Below are 19,450 nucleotides of genomic sequence, written 5' to 3' on the forward strand. Positions count from 1 at the left end.
TCATCCCTCAGTGGAACGAGTCCAATCCACCTCTTCAATGAATTCGATGATCTCCCCGTTCGGGCTGTGAACGAGCGCATTTCGCACAATGAGCGCGGGTTCACCGAGCGACAATTGGTCGGGCTCTATACAGGCCTTTGCTCCATGAGCAAGGGCTTTTTGATATGTTTCCCGGGCATTGCCGACATAGAAGGCCAGATGCAGCAGCGCACCGTGAGCAACATCCTCTTCGCGCTTCGCTTTTTTTCCTTGAGCCGCAATCACCGCTTCATCGTCAAAAAGCTCAATGCAGGTTCTTTGATCCGGTGAGAGCAGCATGCAAGCCTCGTTGATCTTGAAAGCAGGCAGACTCCAATGATGCGCCACCTTGAACTCTAACACTTCTGTATAAAAAGCAAGTGTTGCCTGATAATCCTTCGCTTGGATTGCCACATGGGCAAGGCCTTTAATACTCACATCTAATCTCCCCCTAACTAAGATGCAATTAATTATAGGGGAAAGAAACATTGAATTACATACGAATAATAAGGGTTTTATAGTAAAATGATTATTTATTATAAGGTTTTTCAGCTGGAAAGCATTATTATATTAAAACTTGCTCAGGAGGTGCCTATATGGAGTATCCAATGGATGAAACTGATAAACAGATTATGCAGTTGCTGCAGCGTAACGCACGGATGCCTGTGTCCCAGATCAGTAAAGAAATTTCTATGTCCCAACCCTCCGTAAAGGAGAGGATCATCAAGCTGGAAGAGCGGAACATCATTTCCGGGTATACTGCGGCGTTTAATTTAAATAAGCTGAACCGGGGCACGACTACGTTCATCCTGCTCAAAACAGAATATTGCCAGGAGCTCGTTGATTTCTGCGAACAAGCCTGGGAGGTGACGGACTTGTTCCGCATCAGCGGAGAATACAACTACCTTATCAAAGTGCAGACGGCATCCATTGGCGAACTGGCGGAATTCCAGGACTCCCTGATGAAGCTTGGACCCTCCAAGTCGCATATCAGCCTGAAAAATATTTTGGAAAACCGGATTCTGCTCTAGAGCATGTCTTCAAACTGGAAGAGCTCTGGGGAAGCAGGGATTTAGTATTGAAAGTAGGGTCCCTAAAAACCCGCAGCGGGTTCGTGTACTCGTAACGGACTCAGGAGGCGCTATGGAGAGTAAAACACCTGTTTATTCTCTTTGGCGGACCCAGGCGACCTTATTTGCTCTGCATTCTATCTAAAAACGGCCAGCAGGGAGAAATAACTGCGCTGGAGTCCGTTTTCCTCCTGTAACAGGCTAAAAGCCCCAAATAGTTGCAACTCGGTCCGTTCGTGCTCAGAGCCAGAAATACACTTTCCGCATGCACACACACGCCTTCGGAAAAAGAGCGAAGTCTTTGAAACACCGAGACGTAAGCCTCTACCGAAAAAACTGCCTAGTGGTGAAACGCCTTTCTTACAGATTGAACTTGAAATTTAAAAAGGGTGGAGGTGTCGGAGGGGAAGTTTGGAACTTACGGAGCGATAGCGTCCGCCTTTGTCTGTAGATTTCAACCGCAAACAGCGGCCGGAAGTCCAAACAGTCTCCGCAGTTACGACAATAACCCAAACCAGAAAGATCTTAAGTTCAAACTATATAATTGAGATCTGCGACATTCTGTTGTCCGATATCACCCTATATAATCGGTGTATCTTGTATAGGGAGATGGTAATTAGATGAGCGAAATCGTTAGACTTGATGTAAATGAAGAGTATGCTTATTCGGGAATTGTTGAAGCGGGGGATTTTATCTTTCTCAGCTTCTGTGTCGGCAATGTGGGCGGATCGTCAGGGGAGCAGGTTGAAGGAGCGCTGAATGATATGAGCCAGAGATTGCAGCAGGTGAATTTGCAGCTGGATGCTGTCGTAAAGGTGGATATCCTGCTTAGGGATGTGTGGGATATTCCGGTCATGGAAGAGGTGTTCAAACGCAGGTTCAAAGGTAAATATCCGGCCAGAAAAACCATTTCCACCGAGTTTGCCCATGTGGGGGGTCCGGATGGACTCAAGGTGCAGATAGACGCAGTGGCCTATAAACCCCGCAAATAGTAAAATATCGACATACAAACGGCGGTCCAGCCCGGGTAAACCGGGTGGGCCGCCGTTTGCCGTCAACTACTCCTGGGAATGAGCTGCCTCGTCCTTAACTTCCGCGCGGAAGCCCCGGATGCTTTCCTTGCGCCGTTCATTTTTGGCTTCGATCTGGCTGCGTTCCTCGCTGCTGATCTCTGAGGAAAATTCGTTAAGGTAGTCTTCCGCTTCCCTCAAATTCCGCTCTGTATGCTGAATGCTTTGTTGTAAATGCTCAACATTGTCTGCCCGGTTATCCGGTTTTGCCATAGGTTGATCGCCTCCTGTTATTAACGCGCCCCAAAGGAACGCTAACCAGTAGGTTGACCTTTATCGGATAATTTCATGCATGGGAAGCAAAAAAGTCGGACCACCGACATAAAGGGATAATCGTAGTCTATGTTTCTTCTCAAGACAGCTGGACATAAAATGTAGTGGATTCTCCCATCACACTCCGGGCGTAAATTTTGCCCTTATGCTGCTGCTCGACAATGGATTTGGCAATGGCCAGGCCAAGCCCGTACCCGCCTTGCTTACGTGCCCGGGAAGCATCGGTGCGGTAGAACCGGTCGAAGATCCGCGGGAGATGCTCCGGGGCGATGCCCTCTCCGGTATTGGTAACGGCCAGCACCACATCGTTATGCTGTTTGCGCAAGGATAGGCTCACCTCACCTTTCGGGCCGGTATATTTCACAGCGTTGTCCAGTAGAATCATGACCACCTGCTTGATCTGCTCACTGTTGCCCTGAACGGTCAGATGAGGCTCAATATCATACTCCAGAGCAACGTTCTTCTCGAAGATTACAGCTTCCATCGTCAGAATGATATTCTCGACCGCTTCGCTGATATCAAAAGGGGTATGGATCATGCCCGTCCGCGAATCATCTATCTCCGTTAAATAGAGCAAGTCATTCGTCAGCTTGGCCATCCGCTCTGTCTCCGACTTGATATAGTGCAGCCACTTCGACTGCTGGTCAATCGTGTCCTCCCCATTGGAGAGCAGCACATCGGTATTGGTACTAATGATGGCGAGCGGTGTCTTCAGCTCATGGGAGGCATCGGCGATGAACTGTTTCTGTTTATCAAAGGCTTCTTTGACCGGCTGGATGGAGCGGTTGGCAAAATACCGGCTGGTGAAATAGAGAATAATCAGCATGACCACGCCTACGATAGTAAAGGTATAGTTGAGATTGGTCAGAATCTCCTGCCGGGCGGTGATGTCGAGGAAGACCAGCATATGCCCGGCAGTGGTTGGCTGTATCTCAAAGGTCCAGTCGCTGCCGTCGAGGGTGAAGCGCCCGGTATTTTTGCCTGCGGATACCGCTTCCTGCAGCGCCTGCTGATAGAACTCGTCTTCCATGGTGAATTGTGATTTTGGCGTCCCTGTTTGGTTCCACTGATCATCCGTTTCAATCATGAAGGACACGGATCGTTCCGGCGGGGGATTTCCGCCGCCCATGCTGCCCATGTCCCCGCCATCCGGCAGCGGCATTCCGGTGACAGTGCCGTTATCCCGCGGCCCGTCAGAATTGTTGCCCTTCCGTTTCTGGTACAACTCTACACTCCGGTGCAGTTCCATTTCATTCTTAGCCTGCACATCCAGGTAGGAAATGATGTAGATGGCGGCGAAGGCGGCAAGCATCATCACGGAGATAGTGACCAGATTGACGATCAGGAACCGGTTTCTAAGCTTTTTGAACATCAGGTATTCACCTCTAATACATAACCGACGTTCCGGATAGTGCTGATGCGTATGGCCGAACCCAGGAACGTGAGCTTTTTGCGCAGAAAAGAGATATAGACCTCCACATTGTTATGCTCCGCCTCGGAATCGAATCCCCACAGCTTCTCAATAATCTGCTCTTTGGAGGTTACGGATTGTTTCCGTATGATCAGCAGCTCCAGCAGCTCGCTTTCCTTGAGGTTCAGCTTCATTTCCTTGCCGTTCACCGTAAGCCGCAGATTGGTCGTATTCAGCTCCAAATCCCCGAACTTCAGCGCATCATCCGGCAGAACCTCGCCTTTACGCCGCAGTACCGCCCGTATCCGGGCCAGCAATTCCTCTGATGAAAAAGGCTTGGCAATATAGTCATCAGCCCCATAATCGAGCCCAGTTACCATATCCGTAATTTCGCCTTTGGCGGTCAGAAAAATGACAGGTGTAGCCACTTCCTTATTCCGGAGCGCCCTCAGCACGCTGATTCCATCCATCTCCGGCATCATGATGTCGAGCAGCAGCAAATCATAGATCCCGCTTAACGCGTAATCAAGTCCCGATCTGCCGTCATGCACGGCGTCTACCGAATAATTATGTTTCTTCAAGATTTGCGTGACGGCCTCCGCCAGATGCACCTCGTCTTCTACTATTAATATTCTCATAGGGTTAAACATCCTCTGCTTATTATGTGCTTGCTGCTTACGCCATTATAACAAGATTACCTTTAGCGAACCTTAATGGAAGCTCTCTCTTCATATATAGCAAACGCCGCTATATTCCCTCTTGTTAAGCCTGTGTAAATAAATCAAACCTGTGTAAAACCATTTAAGCTTCGCTAAAGGTTTGGGGACTAAGATACATTCATAAGCAAGCGGGACACACGAAATATTCGAATAAGAAAGGATCTGAACCCCATGGCGATCGAAGTTTTCAACCGGTATGAGAACAAGTATTTGTTCGACAATGAAGCCTACCACCACCTTTACAATGAATTGCTTCAATATATGGAGCCTGACGATTACAACAAGCAGCATGAATATTACTCCATCACCAATCTGTATTATGACACGGCACACCATACGCTGATCCGCAACAGCCTGGCCAAGCCAAAATACAAGGAAAAGCTTAGGTTAAGAGCTTACGGGATACCAAGTGGAGAGACGAAGGTGTATCTGGAGATTAAGAAAAAGGTGTTCGGCCTGGTCAACAAAAGAAGAACCTCGCTGACACTGCACGAGGCATATGATTTTGTCCGCACAGGAGTTGAGCCGGAATACAAGGATTACATGAACAAGCAGGTTATTGAGGAAATCAAATACTTCCTGACACGATATGATCTGCAGCCTATGGTGTATCTGTCCTATGACCGCAAAGCGATGTTCTGCAAAAATAACCGCGATCTCCGCATCACGTTTGATACGAATATCCGCAGCCGGCGGTACGATCTCAAGATGGAGCATGGCACTCACGGCGAACCGCTGATGGAACCGGGCCAATGGCTGATGGAAGTGAAGGCGGAAAAAACGATCCCGGTCTGGCTCTCTAAAATGCTCTCCGAACACCAAATGTACCGCACGGGCTTCTCCAAATACGGCAATGAATATAAAAAAATGCTGAGAAACAGTAAAACAGAAAGTGAGAGTGTCCTGTATGCTTGATAACCTCTTTTCGGCGGCTCTGACGAGTACAGAATTAACGTTCACAAACGCCATTCTAACCATCCTGACCGCTATCGCCCTAGGCGCGATTATTAGTCTGACCTATATGAAAACAAGCCCGGCGGGATATTCGCAAAGCTTCACGCTCACGATGGTGCTGCTGCCGGTTATTGTGGCTATCATCATCCTGCTGATCGGCAGCAATGTCGCCAGAGCCTTCAGCTTGGCCGGGGCGTTCTCGATCATCCGCTTCCGAAGCGCGCCGGGTGATCCTAAGGATATCACCTTTGTCCTGTTCACCATGGCCTCCGGCCTTGCCTGCGGCGTAGGCGCATTCGGTTATGCTGCACTATTTACCATTATTCTCTGCATTATTATGTTTATCCTGAACCGCACAGGTTTTGGTGTTAGAACAACAATGCAAAAAACGCTGAAAGTGACCATTCCCGAGAACCTGGGTTACGAGGAAGCTTTCGCAGAGGTTTTTGCCAAATTCAATGTCGCTTATGAACTGAAAAAGATCCGCACCACTGAGCTTGGCAGCTTATATGAACTGGTCTACGCCGTGACGATTGATGAGCACACGAGCCAGAAGGAACTGCTGGATGCGATCCGCTGCCGCAACGGCAACCTGGATCTGTCACTGACGATGAGCCCGACTCTCACAGAATACTAAAAGAATGAAGGGATTGATTGATATGAATAAATTTATCATGGGAAGTAAAGTAGGACTGGTGCTGTTGCTCGCTGCTGTAATGTCGGCTTGCGGCGCAGCCAGTTCCGCAACACAATCGGCCTCAACCCCTGCAACATCAGCAGCCGTAACAACGGCATCCGCACAGAGCACAACGGCTTCCAGTGTACAGCTGGCAAGTGTCAAGGCAGCGGATCTGGTTACCTTTGACGAAGAAGATACCGCTATAGCATGGAGCGCGGACAGCTCCACCACGATAGCGTTGAATGGAACGGGCGCAGCCGTTAGCGGTTCCGGCGCAGCAGCCTCCGGGGGAGTAGTAACCATTACAGCGGCAGGTACTTATGTTGTCAGCGGAACGCTGAATGAAGGACAGATCATTATTGATGTTCAGGATAAAGGAAGTGTTCATCTCGTGCTGAACGGCGCTACGCTTCATAACAGCAGCAGCGCACCGGTCTACATTAAGGAAGCAGGCAAGGTCATTATGACCCTGCAGGAAGGGACGGACAACAAGATTACCGACGGCACCACCTATATCTTGGCTGATGACACTACCGATGAGCCAAGTGCGGCTATCTTCAGCAAGGCAGACCTGACGATTAACGGAACAGGCAAGCTGTCGGTTACCGCCAGCTACAAGGACGGAATCACCAGTAAGGATGACCTGAAGATTGTGTCGGGCACGATAGAAGTGCAGGCAGCCGATGACGGGATTGTCGGCAAAGATCTGATCGCCATTCAAGACGGCACAATGACTATCAATGCCGAGGGAGACGGGATCAAATCGACCAACGATGAGGATGCCGACAAAGGATTCATTGCCATTACGGCCGGAACGTTTGATATTGTGGCCGGCAATGACGGAATCCAGGCCGAGACAACGCTGGTTGCTGATGGAGGGACATTTAACCTTCTGACGGGCGGCGGCAATGCTAACGCCGAAGTGAAGACGGGCGACCAAGGAGGAGGTATGGGAATGGGCGGCGGCCGGGGTATGAGAGGTACTCAGGCTCCCGCAGCCGGTACGGGTTCGGGCCAGGCACCGGCAGATACGGCAGCCGAACCTGCCGCAACCGCTGCGACGACCGCAACGACTGCAACGAGTGACACGACAGCGGCATCCGCTGATACGGCAACTGTAACAGAAACCGAATCCACGAGCGCTAAAGGGCTGAAAGCCGGGGGAGATCTTACGGTGAACGGCGGAAGCTTCACGATTGATTCCGCCGATGATGCGGTGCACAGCAACAGCAATGTCTCCATCGCAGATGGAGAACTCCAGATTGCCGCAGGAGATGACGGTATTCATGCGGACAGCCTGACAAGCCTGTCGGGTGGAACCGTTAATATTACAAAGAGCTATGAAGGAATTGAAGGTGCGAATATCACCATTGCAGGCGGTGAGATTGATGTGACTGCGTCCGATGACGGTGTGAATGTTGCCGGAGGCAATGACGATAATTCTGCGGAAGGAACACAGAGACAGGATCAGTTCACCAGCTCCGGCAACAACCTGCTCACGATTAGCGGAGGCACATTAACCGTTGATGCTGCAGGGGACGGTTTGGATTCGAACGGATCGGTCGTGATGACAGGCGGTACTGTGATCACCAATGGTCCAATTGCTGATGGCAATGGCGCTTTGGACTATGACGGAACCTTCGAGATCACCGGCGGTTATCTGGTAGTAGCGGGAAGTGCGGGGATGCTTCAGGCTCCAAGTGATGCATCCAGCCAATACTCGATCGCCATGACGTTCACGGATTCCCAGGAGGCTGGACAACTGGTTCATCTGCAGGACAGCGACGGCAATACGATCGCTACGTTTGCTCCATCGAAGAGCTACAGATCAGTAGTCGTCAGCTCGCCGGATCTTAAAGAAGGCGGGTCGTACACTCTCTTCACTGGCGGAAGCTCGACAGGTACGGCAGTAGATGGCCTGTACACTGGCGGCGCTTATAGCGGCGGTACCGAAGGGGTATCCTTCGACATCTCCAGCAGCGTAACCTGGTTGAATGAATCCGGAGTAACCACTGCCACGAGCGGTATGGGCGGCGGCATGGGTGGTGGCCGAGGCGGCGGCGGAACGAGACCTGAAGGCGGATTTGGCGGCGGGGGTACTCCACCGACCGGAGCTGAGGGCGAAGTTCAGCAGTAAAAGACGGTAGTATAATGCAGCAAGCAGCACGTCTCCGGCCAGCGGAGGCGTGCTGCTTGCTGTTTCTCCTACATGAAATCGAAGAAATAACGGATGACATGGAAGAAGACCGGCGAGGTGTAAGTCAGGCTGTCGACCCGGCTTAAATAGCTTTTTTTGAGCGCATCGAACTTGTCATCATCTCCGATCAGCAAATCCCGTTTCAGCACCGAAACCGTTAAGCTGCCGAAGTAACCGCTGAGACTGATCAGCATGCCGGACAAAAATCCGAAGGCCGGGTTAAGCGGCGTAAGGTAGGGATAGATCAGATAGGATACCCCTGTTGTTACCACAAATGCGCAGATGAACCCTTCCCAGGTCAGGTTGGGGTTGGCGGTCGGAACCACCTTGTGTTTGCCGAAATAGATCGAGGCCAGATAATGTATGACATCATTGAGCTGGGTTAATACGACCAGGAACAGGACGAGTCCGGCTCCGTATTCCGGAGTGGCAAATTGAAAGTAGGCCAGATGGCTAAGCCCGAACACCATCAGCATAAGTCCCCATTGGGTGGAGCTGACGCTGCGCAGAAAGCCGAGCGTGCCTTTGTTGATCAGCCGCGGGAGCGGCAGGAGCAGAAATACATACACGGGAATGAAGACGATAAACATCCCGTACCACTCAATATAAATCCAATAGAACTGCAAAGGAATCGCCAGGTATGCCCAGAGGAACAGCCGGCGGTCGGCTTTTCGGGTCCGGATCATCGAGAAATATTCCTTTAGGGCGAAGAAAGTGAGCGCCATCAGCGACAGCAGCGAGACGACCGGATTGAACAAGGTGGCCAGGCAGAAGATAAGGAGCATGCCCCACCAGGTTTTGATGCGGAAGCCGATGCCGGTATAGTCCTTGTTCTTCTGGAGTCTGCTCACTACAACATAAATTAAATGGATGGCCGAAAGGGCAGCGAAAATAAGCACTAATGTTAATAAGGAGCGGTCTATAGCTATCACCAACTTGTCGCAGGGTAGGATTCCATTAAAGGAATCATATGTTATTATGAAGGAAACTTCCAAACTTGATAAGGGGAAATTTTGTAAATGACAGGTAATCAATCGGTCTTTATCCTGCTTACGAATACCGGCACGTTGTTTACGAAGCTCATTCAAGGCTACACGAAAGCGCCGTATAATCACGCCTCGATCGCTTTTGACCGCGGGCTTTCGGAAATGTACAGCTTCGGGAGAAAGCATCCAAGCAATCCTCTGAATGGCGGATTTGTGAAGGAGGATATTCAGACAGGCACATTCAGCAAATATCCGAATACAACATGCGTCATCTACGAGCTTCAGGTCACGGACCGCGAGGTGGAGAAAATGAAACGTGTGCTGCACATCTTTATCCGCAGCCAGCAGAAGTATCTATATAACATCCTCGGTGTTATCGGTATCGCACTGAAGGAGCCGGTCGAATTCAGCAACTCCTACTTTTGCTCGCAATTTGTTGCGGAAGTTCTGGACCGTTCCGGCATCAAGCTATGGAACAAGCTGCCAGCGCTCGTTACGCCCGATGATTTTCGGCAGAGCGACCGGCTGCAGTTGATTTACGAAGGGAAATTAAACCAGTATAAGCCTGAAGTATGAGGAGGGGGATAGGGCATTCCCCTGGGAGTGCCCGCTACTCTTCTTCAGGAACGATTACCTGAACATAACGGGGAAGGGTGCTTAACCGGATCGGCAGAGCCGGGCCCTCTTCGCCATCCACATTGGTCCGGACGGGGGCGGGTGAGCTTAGGGTGACATGGCTGGCCGTGAAATAAATGACATCCTTATGATCCTTCAGGTTGCCCAGCAGCAAGGAGATGCTGACTGTAAGCGTATTGAAGATATTGAGGTCTTTGATGATAAAGCAGTGAAGCAGGCCATCGTCAACTTGAGCACCCGGCGCCAGCTTTTCGAATCCGCCTACGGAGTTGGTAAGAGCGGCGACGAATAGTGGAGATTCGCCTTCCCATATCCCGCCATCATACTGGATGGTCAAGGAATGAGCCGGGTTGCTGCTTCCGGCAAGCTCTTTGAAGCCTTCCTTGAAATAGGCAAAGGCTCCCAGCCTCGATTTGTCATCTGACGATACGCCTGACAGCGTTTCGGCGAGTGAACCGGCGGCGACGACGTTTCCGAATAACCGGTCATTTAGGCGGCCGGCATCGACTGGTTGAATCCTGGAGGAGGTGAGTGCAGCGATGGCCTGTCCGGGATCCAGGGGAACCTGCAAGGCGCGGGCAAAATCATTGATCGTTCCAAGCGGAACTATACCCAGCCGCGGGCGGTGCTCCTGATCAATCAGCCCGTTAATGACTTCATGGAGCGTGCCGTCGCCGCCGATGGAAACAACCAGCTCATAACCTTCCTGGCATGCAGTAATGCAGAAGCGGGTGGCGTCGCCTTCTTTTACCGTCTCATTGACCGTAACCATGTATCCGTTATTCTGTAGAATTTCTTCTGCCTGACTAATATATTCAAGCGCATCCTCCTTGCCGGCGGAGGGATTAATGATGATCATAGCCTGCTGCATGCACAACATCCTTTCTGTCCTGCTGATATAGGATTCGTTGCATACCTTTACCCGAAAATACCGGCTTTGATCCTGCGCTCAAATCATTTATTTCCGCATGGCTACAGCAGCTTGGAATCCAGCCAGGGAATCAGGATAGGAAGGACGTGTGACGCCTGCATGGCCCCGGTATGGTCGAGCTCTGGCAGCACCGAGATCTTCCAGCCCAGCGCTTCGAGCACTTCACGCTGCCGGAGAAAAGGTCCGGCGATGTCGACCCTCACACCTCCCCAGCGTTGATCATAATCAATAGTATCGGCAGCACCGGCAAAGCACATCCGGGAACAGCTGAGCACGGTTTGCGCGGCACGGTCATCGAATGACTGTAGTGCACCATACAACGTGACGAACTGCCGCGTCTGGGCTTCGGTCAGGGTGACTTCCACCGTGGACCAGTCGAAGTCGTCCCAGGTTTCGCGCTGGCTGTCCGGCGAAGGGGCCGGATGCTGATGTGAGGCTTGAGACAGCTCATGCGCAGCCATCGTTACCCGGAGCATCTCCTTGTAGGGTCCGCCGATGGGAGGGAATCCTCCCATGACAAGCGCGGTGATGCGGTCTGTGCGAAGAGTCAGCTGCAGTCCGCTAAGCGCCAGCCAAGAGTAGCCGTAATAGGCGAATTGCGGCGCTTGTGCAGCATCGGCAATAGACAGAAAGTCCTTGGCAATGTTGGCGGGTGTCAGCGTATCCGGCTTCGGCTTGCTCTGGACATGCCCTTCATAGTCAAAGGCAATGACCCGGTATTTACCGCTGAGCGCGTCGATCAGTGAACGTCCCAGTGCCGGATCGGCCCCCCATTTGAGCATTTCCGCTGCCTGGGGACCTATAACAGGATACGGATTAACCGGCAGCAGCAGGTTCGGTCCTTCACCCGTAATTACGACCTCAATTTCACTTCCATCATGTAATTTTGCTGTAAGCATGATCAGCCCTCCATTTCAGCTATTAGTTACTGCTTAATCTATTACACCAACCAATATACAACATTGATGCAAGAGAGAAGCATTAGCGGAAGGCCCCTTGTCCCCAGAGGTTGTATTATTCCCGAAGGCTGTCAAAGCACTTTAAGGTTATGATTGAAGGTTTGCCATCACGGGGGAGTTTTGCTACTGTTACAATCATCAGGTATGCAAAGAGGTGAACGGCAGATGGTTATATACAAACCCGCTGAAATTGCCAAGTCGCTTGGTATCAGCACCAGTGCATTAAGACATTACGAGGCTTGGGGCGTGGTTCCGCCACCGGAACGGGCTCCGAACGGCTACCGGTTGTACACCGGGCTGCATATGGCGTATTTCCGTTGTCTTCGGTCCATGCTTCCCGGCTTTGGCTACCCGCTGACCTATGAGGTGCTTCGCCATATTCAGAAAGGGGAGCTGGACACTGCCTTATGGCTGGTAAGCGCCGAGCAGGCCCGTTTGCAGGAAGAGAAAGTCACCGCCGGCAGAACGCTCGCCTTGCTGCAGGACCCCGGACTCCATCCGGTTACGGGCAAAGGAATGAAGCATAAGATGAGCATCGGAGAAGTGGCGGCTATCACGAATGTGCAGACCTCCGCCATCCGGCACTGGGAGAAGGAAGGGCTGCTGTCCCCGGAGAGAAATCAGGAGAATGGTTACCGCCTGTACACTCCGGTACACGCAAGGCAAATCATGCTGATTCGAACGCTTAGAACCACGGTGTATTATTTGGATAAGATGAAAGAGCTTGTGCAAGCCCTGGAGCAGAACAGTGTGGAGAAGGTGAAGGAAGTTACGGTAGAGGCACTGGTTAAGATTGACCGGCGCAACCGCCAGCAGTATAACGGTGTTCATCAATTGGTGGAGTTATGTATAGAGGCCGGGTTCATGGACGGGAGCGAGGCGTCGCTCACGCTGAACAGGCAACCTTATAATAAAGAACATTAAGGAATAGATAGAAGCGCCGAAACACCACAGGTGTCTTTGACGCTTCTTTGTTGTGGAGGGCACAGATATATATTTCCCTGCTGTGTCTCTGATGGGAATCAGCATAAACGGTGCGGCGGAAATTCAGGATCTGGCACCCATTCGAACTTCACCGGCCGGGCCGTTCCTTCCTGGTCCTCCGAGCAGCATCCGCGTTTATGGATGAGATTCAAGGAATGTCCGAGAAACTAAATGAGTTCGCCAGAAAACTGTAGACAGGGGAGCAGGGAGTTGTTCCCTATGGCCTTAGGTGGACAGCTCCTTACATATGGCATAAGGAAGTGTTCGCATCCTCTAACCCATACAGGATTCTTTTCCCGCTCTCCTTGGCGATCCGCACCATTTCATCGGCGCCTTGGGAAGGCCCGCCAATCCGCAGGACGGCATCGCAATGACCGAGCAGCCGCACGGAGGAAGGGTGGAACATTTCATTGAACACCTTGTCGCCGATGGCTGTTGAGCCTGCCGCCTCCATCAGCGGCAATGCATACCACTCGCCCAGCACCGGCAGATGGCCGAGCCTGTACACCAGCAAGGCAGCTTCATTCATGGCTTGCATATTAGCTGCAATTAATGCCGGATCGTCTCCGGTTCCCGAGCGGTAAGGACCGGCAATGAGGATGTGCAGAGGTTTCGGCTCCTCCGGTTCGAGCAGCCGGTGAAGCTTCGCATGCTGCAGCAAAAGAATGGTCTTGGCGTCCCGGATTTCACCGCTCTCCACCAGCTCCATTGCTTTGGTAAAAGGAAGCTCCAGCACTTCGATGTTCTCCTGTTCCTCATCCAGTCCGCCGCCCCGCCCCGTCTTCATCTCGTCGGAATATTCCGCGACGAATAAATGCAGCATCTCCGTTACCGAGCCCGGCGACATATACACTCCGCCGATGCCGTGCACCTCCGACAGGCGGTAGCCGGTTTCCTCCTCGGCTTCGCGCTGGATGCATTCTTCCGGGCTGTCCTGATCCAGCAGTCCGGCACAGGCTTCAATCAGCATGCCGGATGTATTGCCGTTAATATAGGTGGGCAGACGGAATTGCCGGGTCAGGACAACCGTCTGCTTCTTGCGGTTGTAGAGCAGAATGGCCGCGCCGTTACCGCGGTCATAAGCCTCGCGCTGCTGCTCTTCCCAGGTCCCGTCGCTGCTCCGGTAATCCAGGGTGTATTTCTTCAGTGTATACCAGTTGTCTGATAACAGGTCAATTTGCTTGATTCGCACGTTAGGGTTCATAGGTGAAGCCTCCTTTTTAGTTGTATCCAGCCGCTCCGTCATAGTTTACGGCATGTAAACACGCCCATATCCTTGGCAAAGGCCAGGCTTCCCTGGTCCGCCATCTTACGCTCTACAAAATCTATAAATTGTTCCAGCGTCTCACCCTTCAGCACCTTGCCCGCATTCATGGGCGTAGAGGTCATATAGCTGATCAGCGGACCGGTTTCCGTCACAACAAGAGAATCTGGATAACGTTCAACCCGTGCAGCCGGGAACCAGGGCTGCAATAGCTCTGCGCCATTATCCAGGTTGAATTGTTCCAGTGTGTCATCCAGTACCCGGAGGGCTGGATCGAATTCGCGGGCGAGTTCTTCTATCTCCCGCAAGTGCCGGCTGCTCATCGTGGAGGCGAAGAAGCTTCCCCGGGGGCTAAGCACTCTGGAAATTTCCGCGAATGCCGGCGTCAATTGCTCCACATGGTATAACATGTGATTGGCAATCACGATCTGAAATTCGTTATCCGCAAAAGGCATGGCCATAACATCGGCCTGGCGGAACTGAAATCCTCCAGCCGCCGCCCCAAGTGCGCTGCGCGCAGCTTCCAGCATCCCCGGGGAGGCATCAGCAAGCGTGATCTCCAAGCGGGGCGGAATCCGCTCCCGGTTCCGAACCCAAAGAGCCGCATCGCCGCAGCCGATATCCAGCACCCGCAAAGGAAGGGTAGAGGATGAAAGCAGTTCCTGCGTTGCCTCCAGCATGTATTCAAAGAACCAGCTGTGCCACCCTTGCGGGTTCGTACTGAACTCATCATACAACCGGGTTCGCGCCTGCAGCCGGGCGGCATTCTGATACTGCCGGCCCCAATCCCTTTCCGTGCGGATCATGTGGATGATCCGGGCCAGCTCTTCCCAGTCCGCTGCCTGCTCTTGTTGCTCCATATAGTCCATGGAGGCGTCGATGGCCTGGACTACACTCTCCATATGATCTATTTTCTGACGGATAAGCTGCTTCTGGAGCTGCAGAGCGCTGCGCAGATCACTCCCGCTGCCGATCTCCATCACGGTGCTCATTTCTTCCAGGGAAAGCCCAATAAATTTAAGCACCGAGAGCTTCTGGAGTCTGGCGATATCCTCCTCGTTATACAGGCGGGTGTCTCCTTCGAATTGGGTGGGCTTCAGCAGCCCGATCCGGTCATAATACCGCAGCGCCCTGACGGTCACCCCGGTTATCCGGGAGATTTGTCCGGTGGTTAAGCCTTTGTGCATCCTGTCCATCACCTCAACTTTGCGGCAGAATAACAATCATTACTTCAAGTATAACGGGTGACGCAACGTCACCTGCAAGAGAAAAATTCATTCGGAATGAATGGCTGGAACGGTGCCACCCACAGTCTTGATTTAGCTGCTGTAAAGCTCCTGTAAAGGCACCTTTGTTTGTACATATTATGCAATCTAAAAAAGGGTGTAGATAAAACTTGGTGATACGTAGGCGCGTTGTGTTTCAGCTCGCGTTATGGTGAACACTGTGAGGAATACTGCACGTAAAGAACCTTACATCCCCTACAAGTTGCTAAAGTGAAATGAGAGGTAAAGATGCATTTGAATTGGCCGCATGCGGGCCAGATGGCGGAATGAGAGGTAAAGATGCATTTGAATTCACCGTATGCGGGACGGATGGCGGGATGAGAGGTAAAGATGCATTTGAATTGGCCGTATGCGGGACAGATGGCGGAATGAGAGGTAAAGATGCATTTGAATTCACCGCATGCGGGACGGATGGCGGGATGAGAGGTAAAGATGCATTTGAATTGGCCGTATGCGGGCCAGATGGCGGAATGAGAGGTAAAGATGCATTTGAATTTCACCATATGTGGGCTAGAGGATAAAATAAGAGGTTAAATAATATGAGGTCCCGTTGCCGTTATCTCTCTAGTGAACCAGCTTATTCGCCCGTTATATAGAATGAACTTGAAACTTGAAGAAAGAGAGCGGAGCGACGGTGGGGAATTTTGGAACTGTGGGAGCGATAGCGCCCGCCTTTGTCTTCGGATTTCAACCGCAAACAGCCGCCGGAAGTCCAAATATTCACTGTAATTGCGACTGGCCCTTTACTCTAAACTTTTCAGTTCAATCTATATAGGGGGCTTTGTTCGCTTAGTGCTGCGAACGGCCGGCAAGACAACACCCCCTCAAAGGGCGCAGTAAGGATCTAATTCATGCGCCTTGGAGGGGGTGTTAATTGATCTATAGAATTCTGCGGGCAGTCACAAACCGTTTTCTCCACTGGCCGTCAAAGGCTTCAACGTGAACATTCAGGTCTTTGGAATAGGTATGCAAAATCTGATTGTTTCCAGCATAGATGGCCACATGGCCGATATCGAGGCCGCGTGCACTGAAGAACAGCAAATCACCTTTGCGCAAGGAGTCGATGCCGACTTTCTTGCCCTCTTTGGCCTGGTCGTAGGATACGCGCGGAAGCTCAATGGACAGGGTGTCCCCGAATAATCGCTTCACAAACGAAGAGCAGTCAAAGGTTTTCGTCTGATCCGGAGAAGCCCCGAATTCATACGGGGTGCCCAGATAGGTCTTTCCGTAAGATATCAGCGCTTCGGCCTGCTTATCCAGCAGAGAAGCACTGGTATAATCGCTGTATTTCGGTTTCGCCGATATGTACCCTCTTTGGTTGTCTTCGGTCCGCACTTCCAGCCATAAAGCGTTAACCTCACGGATCACATGAACCTTCGCACCGCTAGGCAGCATTTCTGACTGGACGGAGCCGCTTTGGGCGTCCGGGGCACTCCGCAAGTTGACACCCCAGAGGATGGAGGTTTCATAGGTTATTGGAGAAAAGATCCGCACTGACTGGGTAATCGGCTCCCATGTTACGCTGCTTCCGAGTGCTTCGCTGACGAAGCGCAGTGGAATTAAAGTGTAGCCATCCGTAATTTGACCGGGAACATCCAGCGTGAGCGATTGCCCGTTCAACTGGGCGGTGGTATCCCCGATGCGGTAGGTTAGCTTCTTGTCACCTTTGGTGGCAGTAACGATCTTTGCCGTGTTATTCCAATTCAGCTTGGCCCCTTGCTCTTCGAACAGTCCGCGCATTGGAACCAGCACAGCGCCACGTAGGCTGACCGGCGGAACCTCGGCTTGGAGCTGCCTGTCGTCCAAATAGATGGAGATCTTCTTCGGTGTGATTTGCGTCTGGATCACCGAGTCTGCATGAGCAGAAGCCGAGTAGAAGAGGGACAGGCCCAATAAAGAGAATAGTACAGTTTTGCTTTTCGTCATGTATTCATCACCTTACTGATAGATTTGATTCTATACAGTTGGACGATGCCAAGCCGAAATGGTTTTGTGTTAAATGTTGGTAACGGAAATTCCGCTTAATAAAATACTTTCTCCTGCAGCAGATCGAGCGCGTGCTCGATCTCTTTGCGTTCCTCTGCTGTAACATGTGCGAGGCGGTCAGCAAACCGGACGGCAATGTGCTGGAAGGCCTCGTTCATCATGGTTTCGCCTTCAGGAGAGAGGGTGATGCCCTGCTTGCGCCGGTCGGCGGGATCGGTGATTTTGTGACATAGATGTTTTTCGCTTAGTTTCTTCAGCTCACGGCTCGTGTTGGGCATGGACATATGCATGCAGTCGCTGATTTCGCTGAGCGTGACGGGCTGGCTCACGGCAATGTATTCAAGAATTTTATACTGAACAGGCGTTAGCGCCTCGGATTTCACGCCTTTGGATATATCGCTTGTTATTTGATGGACAGCGGTGGTGAAAGTCACGAATTTCTGGAATAAATTATTCTGGTCCATAGGATCACCTCTATAGGACACCATAGCAAAATAATTATCAAAATACAATTATCATTTGACAACTAAAATTGGGATGTGTTACTCTTTTGTTATCAAATGATAAGTAAAGGGGCAGCGAATATGAACACACTGGTTATCTATACACATCCGAATCACAAGAGCCTCAGCTATGCTTTTTTGCAGGAAGTGATCCGGGGGAGCAAGGAGAATGGCAAGATCAAGGAAATTAAGGTGCTGGATTTATATGAGGAAGGTTTTGACCCAGTGCTGGTCTTCAATGAGCACAAACGCAGGAGGGATATGCACAGTGATCCGGCATTGGCAAAGTATAGGGAACAGCTGATCTGGGCGGACCAAATCGTGCTGGTCTACCCGATCTGGTGGGGACGGCCTCCGGCAATGCTAATGGGCTATATTGATCAGATGTTTGCTTCGGGATTTGCGTACAAGGATAAGGGCGGGCTTCTGCCGGAAGGGCTGTTGAAGGGGAAATCGGTGGTATGTGTATCCAGCATGAAAGGTCCGGCGCATTATCCGCTGCTGTGGCTGAATAATTCGCACAAAGCCCTGATGCGTAAAGCGTTGTTTAACTACGTGGGTATCCGCAAGGTGAAATTCTTCGAGTTCGGCAGCATGGAGAGCCCGCGGGGTAAGCACGCGAAGAAGCTTCAGCAGGTGTACCGCTATTTCAAAACGGTGAGTGCATAATCGGCTCTCCGTTCTAAAAGATCACTCCCCGTGCCCGCCGTCCTTTGGCGGGCACGGGAGCCGGGCGATTAATCAATCGCCCGCAAACTCCAGTGATTGTCTGCGTCCTTCATGAAATAGTAGAACAAATTAGGCTCTTTTATTTCACCGCTGTCTTTAACTTTCCCTCTAATTTCTACGATTACTCTTCCTTCTTTATCTTGTTCAACGGTACCTATAGTATCAAAATAATAATCTTTCCCGAACAAATACATAAATGCATCCGCGGACTGACTGTCTTTGAACACGCTGCGGAAGGCATCCTCCTTTTTATTAGCCAAGGCTTCCAATGTTGTATTCAATAGATTCTTAATCTCCTCGTTAAATAAGGGATCTTCGATCGTATCTAAATCTAGAAACACCCCTGTAGTAAAAGTCCCCTGACTGGGCTGAGGAGTAGTTACGGGCTGATCAGTCGCATGTGCGGTTGGTTGAGCCGTTGCCTGAGGGGCTGCCGAAATCTCAGTTTCAGCACTCACCGCTGGCGATGCAGCATTTGTGCCGGATTTATCACCACAAGATGCCATAATTCCAATTGTTAAGATCCCAGCCAACGAATAAACAATCAGCTTGTTCATGAATAACCTCCTAAAAGTTTTGTGAGCATAACATCCTTGAATCGACTTTGTACAAACTCACTTCGGAAGCATGAGCTTCAGAATTTATTTATACAGACGCAGTAAAAGCGGAGTAGTTCCCTTTTTTTTGAAAATAATAAAGGCGGAAAACAATATATTTGACATTTTACCTACATGTAACTACAATGGTTACAGGATCAACAAAACCTCAACACAGCATGAAATGCAATACGTCATT

General features: G+C 51.0%; 21 protein-coding genes. 9 read left to right on the forward strand and 12 right to left on the reverse strand.

Features of this window, described 5'->3' with window-relative positions; all coding sequences use genetic code 11:
• Nucleotides 1-456 (reverse strand): VOC family protein, encoded by a 456-nt coding sequence (locus AC3WT9_RS22345; RefSeq protein WP_341097215.1) that lies wholly within the window; start codon nt 454-456, stop codon nt 1-3.
• A gap of 158 nt (nt 457-614) precedes the next feature.
• Between AC3WT9_RS22345 and AC3WT9_RS22350 the strand changes: the two genes are divergently transcribed.
• Both AC3WT9_RS22350 and AC3WT9_RS22355 read left to right on the forward strand, forming a co-directional pair.
• A complete protein-coding gene (locus AC3WT9_RS22350; protein WP_341097212.1) occupies nt 615-1,049 on the forward strand; it encodes an Lrp/AsnC family transcriptional regulator in 435 nt (144 codons plus the stop codon).
• A gap of 659 nt (nt 1,050-1,708) precedes the next feature.
• Nucleotides 1,709-2,080 (forward strand): RidA family protein, encoded by a 372-nt coding sequence (locus tag AC3WT9_RS22355; RefSeq protein WP_341097210.1) that lies wholly within the window; start codon nt 1,709-1,711, stop codon nt 2,078-2,080.
• Nucleotides 2,081-2,146: 66 nt separating this feature from the next.
• On the opposite strand, the gene tlp is transcribed toward AC3WT9_RS22355, so the two are convergent.
• The 3 genes from tlp to AC3WT9_RS22370 form a co-directional block, all read right to left on the reverse strand.
• Nucleotides 2,147-2,371, reverse strand: coding sequence for a small acid-soluble spore protein Tlp (tlp, locus tag AC3WT9_RS22360; protein WP_341097209.1), 225 nt, complete (start codon nt 2,369-2,371; stop codon nt 2,147-2,149).
• Nucleotides 2,372-2,510: 139 nt separating this feature from the next.
• Nucleotides 2,511-3,803 carry a sensor histidine kinase gene (locus AC3WT9_RS22365; RefSeq protein WP_341097207.1) on the reverse strand — a complete coding sequence of 431 codons (1,293 nt, stop codon included), beginning with the start codon at nt 3,801-3,803 and terminating at the stop codon, nt 2,511-2,513.
• Entirely contained in the window at nt 3,803-4,480 is a 678-nt protein-coding gene (locus tag AC3WT9_RS22370) for a response regulator transcription factor (RefSeq protein ID WP_076113538.1), read from the reverse strand. The genes AC3WT9_RS22365 and AC3WT9_RS22370 overlap by 1 nt, the downstream gene beginning before the upstream one ends.
• 252 nt (nt 4,481-4,732) lie before the next feature.
• Here AC3WT9_RS22370 and AC3WT9_RS22375 point away from each other — a divergent pair, with 252 nt between their 5' ends.
• Genes AC3WT9_RS22375 through AC3WT9_RS22385 form a run of 3 tightly spaced genes read left to right on the forward strand, consistent with a single transcriptional unit; the run spans nt 4,733 to nt 8,331 of the window.
• A complete protein-coding gene (locus AC3WT9_RS22375) occupies nt 4,733-5,476 on the forward strand; it encodes a polyphosphate polymerase domain-containing protein (RefSeq protein ID WP_341097205.1) in 744 nt (247 codons plus the stop codon).
• Nucleotides 5,469-6,152, forward strand: coding sequence for a DUF4956 domain-containing protein (locus tag AC3WT9_RS22380; protein ID WP_341097204.1), 684 nt, complete (start codon nt 5,469-5,471; stop codon nt 6,150-6,152). The genes AC3WT9_RS22375 and AC3WT9_RS22380 overlap by 8 nt, the downstream gene beginning before the upstream one ends.
• A gap of 22 nt (nt 6,153-6,174) precedes the next feature.
• On the forward strand, nt 6,175-8,331 hold the full coding sequence (locus AC3WT9_RS22385; protein WP_341380154.1) for a carbohydrate-binding domain-containing protein: 2,157 nt from the start codon (nt 6,175-6,177) through the stop codon (nt 8,329-8,331).
• 68 nt (nt 8,332-8,399) lie between these two features.
• Here AC3WT9_RS22385 and AC3WT9_RS22390 read toward each other — a convergent pair whose 3' ends face one another.
• Nucleotides 8,400-9,314 carry a phosphatidate cytidylyltransferase gene (locus AC3WT9_RS22390; protein ID WP_341097818.1) on the reverse strand — a complete coding sequence of 305 codons (915 nt, stop codon included), beginning with the start codon at nt 9,312-9,314 and terminating at the stop codon, nt 8,400-8,402.
• A 96-nt stretch (nt 9,315-9,410) separates the two neighbouring features.
• Between AC3WT9_RS22390 and AC3WT9_RS22395 the strand changes: the two genes are divergently transcribed.
• On the forward strand, nt 9,411-9,953 hold the full coding sequence (locus AC3WT9_RS22395; RefSeq protein ID WP_341097202.1) for a hypothetical protein: 543 nt from the start codon (nt 9,411-9,413) through the stop codon (nt 9,951-9,953).
• Between the two features lie 34 nt (nt 9,954-9,987).
• On the opposite strand, the gene AC3WT9_RS22400 is transcribed toward AC3WT9_RS22395, so the two are convergent.
• Together AC3WT9_RS22400 and AC3WT9_RS22405 are read right to left on the reverse strand one after the other, a co-directional pair.
• Nucleotides 9,988-10,884 (reverse strand): diacylglycerol/lipid kinase family protein, encoded by an 897-nt coding sequence (locus AC3WT9_RS22400; RefSeq protein ID WP_341380152.1) that lies wholly within the window; start codon nt 10,882-10,884, stop codon nt 9,988-9,990.
• Between the two features lie 101 nt (nt 10,885-10,985).
• Nucleotides 10,986-11,843, reverse strand: a complete 858-nt coding sequence (locus AC3WT9_RS22405; protein ID WP_341380151.1) for an alpha/beta fold hydrolase — start codon at nt 11,841-11,843, stop codon at nt 10,986-10,988.
• A gap of 225 nt (nt 11,844-12,068) precedes the next feature.
• On the opposite strand from AC3WT9_RS22405, the gene AC3WT9_RS22410 reads away from it, so the two are divergent.
• The gene (locus AC3WT9_RS22410) at nt 12,069-12,827 is read left to right on the forward strand and encodes a MerR family transcriptional regulator (RefSeq protein ID WP_341380150.1); all 759 of its coding nucleotides are present in this window, start codon (nt 12,069-12,071) and stop codon (nt 12,825-12,827) included.
• A 301-nt stretch (nt 12,828-13,128) separates the two neighbouring features.
• Here AC3WT9_RS22410 and nudK read toward each other — a convergent pair whose 3' ends face one another.
• Together nudK and AC3WT9_RS22420 are read right to left on the reverse strand one after the other, a co-directional pair.
• On the reverse strand, nt 13,129-14,091 hold the full coding sequence (gene nudK, locus AC3WT9_RS22415; RefSeq protein WP_341097196.1) for a GDP-mannose pyrophosphatase NudK: 963 nt from the start codon (nt 14,089-14,091) through the stop codon (nt 13,129-13,131).
• Nucleotides 14,092-14,129: 38 nt separating this feature from the next.
• Nucleotides 14,130-15,338, reverse strand: coding sequence for a MerR family transcriptional regulator (locus AC3WT9_RS22420; RefSeq protein ID WP_341380148.1), 1,209 nt, complete (start codon nt 15,336-15,338; stop codon nt 14,130-14,132).
• Nucleotides 15,339-15,652: 314 nt separating this feature from the next.
• Here AC3WT9_RS22420 and AC3WT9_RS22425 point away from each other — a divergent pair, with 314 nt between their 5' ends.
• Nucleotides 15,653-15,958 (forward strand): hypothetical protein, encoded by a 306-nt coding sequence (locus AC3WT9_RS22425; RefSeq protein ID WP_492407953.1) that lies wholly within the window; start codon nt 15,653-15,655, stop codon nt 15,956-15,958.
• A gap of 358 nt (nt 15,959-16,316) precedes the next feature.
• On the opposite strand, the gene AC3WT9_RS22430 is transcribed toward AC3WT9_RS22425, so the two are convergent.
• Both AC3WT9_RS22430 and AC3WT9_RS22435 read right to left on the reverse strand, forming a co-directional pair.
• Complete coding sequence (locus AC3WT9_RS22430; protein ID WP_341380145.1) at nt 16,317-17,363, reverse strand: C40 family peptidase; 1,047 nt, start codon at nt 17,361-17,363, stop codon at nt 16,317-16,319.
• Between the two features lie 95 nt (nt 17,364-17,458).
• Entirely contained in the window at nt 17,459-17,887 is a 429-nt protein-coding gene (locus AC3WT9_RS22435) for a MarR family winged helix-turn-helix transcriptional regulator (protein ID WP_341097189.1), read from the reverse strand.
• 120 nt (nt 17,888-18,007) lie between these two features.
• Here AC3WT9_RS22435 and AC3WT9_RS22440 point away from each other — a divergent pair, with 120 nt between their 5' ends.
• Nucleotides 18,008-18,595 carry an NAD(P)H-dependent oxidoreductase gene (locus AC3WT9_RS22440; RefSeq protein WP_038597923.1) on the forward strand — a complete coding sequence of 196 codons (588 nt, stop codon included), beginning with the start codon at nt 18,008-18,010 and terminating at the stop codon, nt 18,593-18,595.
• A 68-nt stretch (nt 18,596-18,663) separates the two neighbouring features.
• Here the strand turns inward: AC3WT9_RS22440 and AC3WT9_RS22445 are convergent, their stop codons facing one another.
• Nucleotides 18,664-19,212 (reverse strand): hypothetical protein, encoded by a 549-nt coding sequence (locus AC3WT9_RS22445; RefSeq protein ID WP_341097187.1) that lies wholly within the window; start codon nt 19,210-19,212, stop codon nt 18,664-18,666.
• Nucleotides 19,213-19,450: the final 238 nt, after the last annotated feature.

Source organism: Paenibacillus sp. EB106-06-01-XG199 (genome assembly GCF_058791575.1).

Bases quoted from the DNA above. Each gene is read 5' to 3' on its own strand.
- AC3WT9_RS22350 (WP_341097212.1), top strand. From the start codon at position 615: ATGGAGTATCCAATGGATGAAACTGATAAACAGATTATGCAGTTGCTG.
- AC3WT9_RS22355 (WP_341097210.1), top strand. From the start codon at position 1,709: ATGAGCGAAATCGTTAGACTTGATGTAAATGAAGAGTATGCTTATTCG.
- tlp (WP_341097209.1), bottom strand. From the start codon at position 2,371: ATGGCAAAACCGGATAACCGGGCAGACAATGTTGAGCATTTACAACAA.
- AC3WT9_RS22365 (WP_341097207.1), bottom strand. From the start codon at position 3,803: ATGTTCAAAAAGCTTAGAAACCGGTTCCTGATCGTCAATCTGGTCACT.
- AC3WT9_RS22370 (WP_076113538.1), bottom strand. From the start codon at position 4,480: ATGAGAATATTAATAGTAGAAGACGAGGTGCATCTGGCGGAGGCCGTC.
- AC3WT9_RS22375 (WP_341097205.1), top strand. From the start codon at position 4,733: ATGGCGATCGAAGTTTTCAACCGGTATGAGAACAAGTATTTGTTCGAC.
- AC3WT9_RS22380 (WP_341097204.1), top strand. From the start codon at position 5,469: ATGCTTGATAACCTCTTTTCGGCGGCTCTGACGAGTACAGAATTAACG.
- AC3WT9_RS22385 (WP_341380154.1), top strand. From the start codon at position 6,175: ATGAATAAATTTATCATGGGAAGTAAAGTAGGACTGGTGCTGTTGCTC.
- AC3WT9_RS22395 (WP_341097202.1), top strand. From the start codon at position 9,411: ATGACAGGTAATCAATCGGTCTTTATCCTGCTTACGAATACCGGCACG.
- AC3WT9_RS22400 (WP_341380152.1), bottom strand. From the start codon at position 10,884: ATGCAGCAGGCTATGATCATCATTAATCCCTCCGCCGGCAAGGAGGAT.
- AC3WT9_RS22405 (WP_341380151.1), bottom strand. From the start codon at position 11,843: ATGCTTACAGCAAAATTACATGATGGAAGTGAAATTGAGGTCGTAATT.
- AC3WT9_RS22410 (WP_341380150.1), top strand. From the start codon at position 12,069: ATGGTTATATACAAACCCGCTGAAATTGCCAAGTCGCTTGGTATCAGC.
- nudK (WP_341097196.1), bottom strand. From the start codon at position 14,091: ATGAACCCTAACGTGCGAATCAAGCAAATTGACCTGTTATCAGACAAC.
- AC3WT9_RS22420 (WP_341380148.1), bottom strand. From the start codon at position 15,338: ATGCACAAAGGCTTAACCACCGGACAAATCTCCCGGATAACCGGGGTG.
- AC3WT9_RS22425 (WP_492407953.1), top strand. From the start codon at position 15,653: ATGAGAGGTAAAGATGCATTTGAATTGGCCGCATGCGGGCCAGATGGC.
- AC3WT9_RS22430 (WP_341380145.1), bottom strand. From the start codon at position 17,363: ATGACGAAAAGCAAAACTGTACTATTCTCTTTATTGGGCCTGTCCCTC.
- AC3WT9_RS22435 (WP_341097189.1), bottom strand. From the start codon at position 17,887: ATGGACCAGAATAATTTATTCCAGAAATTCGTGACTTTCACCACCGCT.
- AC3WT9_RS22440 (WP_038597923.1), top strand. From the start codon at position 18,008: ATGAACACACTGGTTATCTATACACATCCGAATCACAAGAGCCTCAGC.
- AC3WT9_RS22445 (WP_341097187.1), bottom strand. From the start codon at position 19,212: ATGAACAAGCTGATTGTTTATTCGTTGGCTGGGATCTTAACAATTGGA.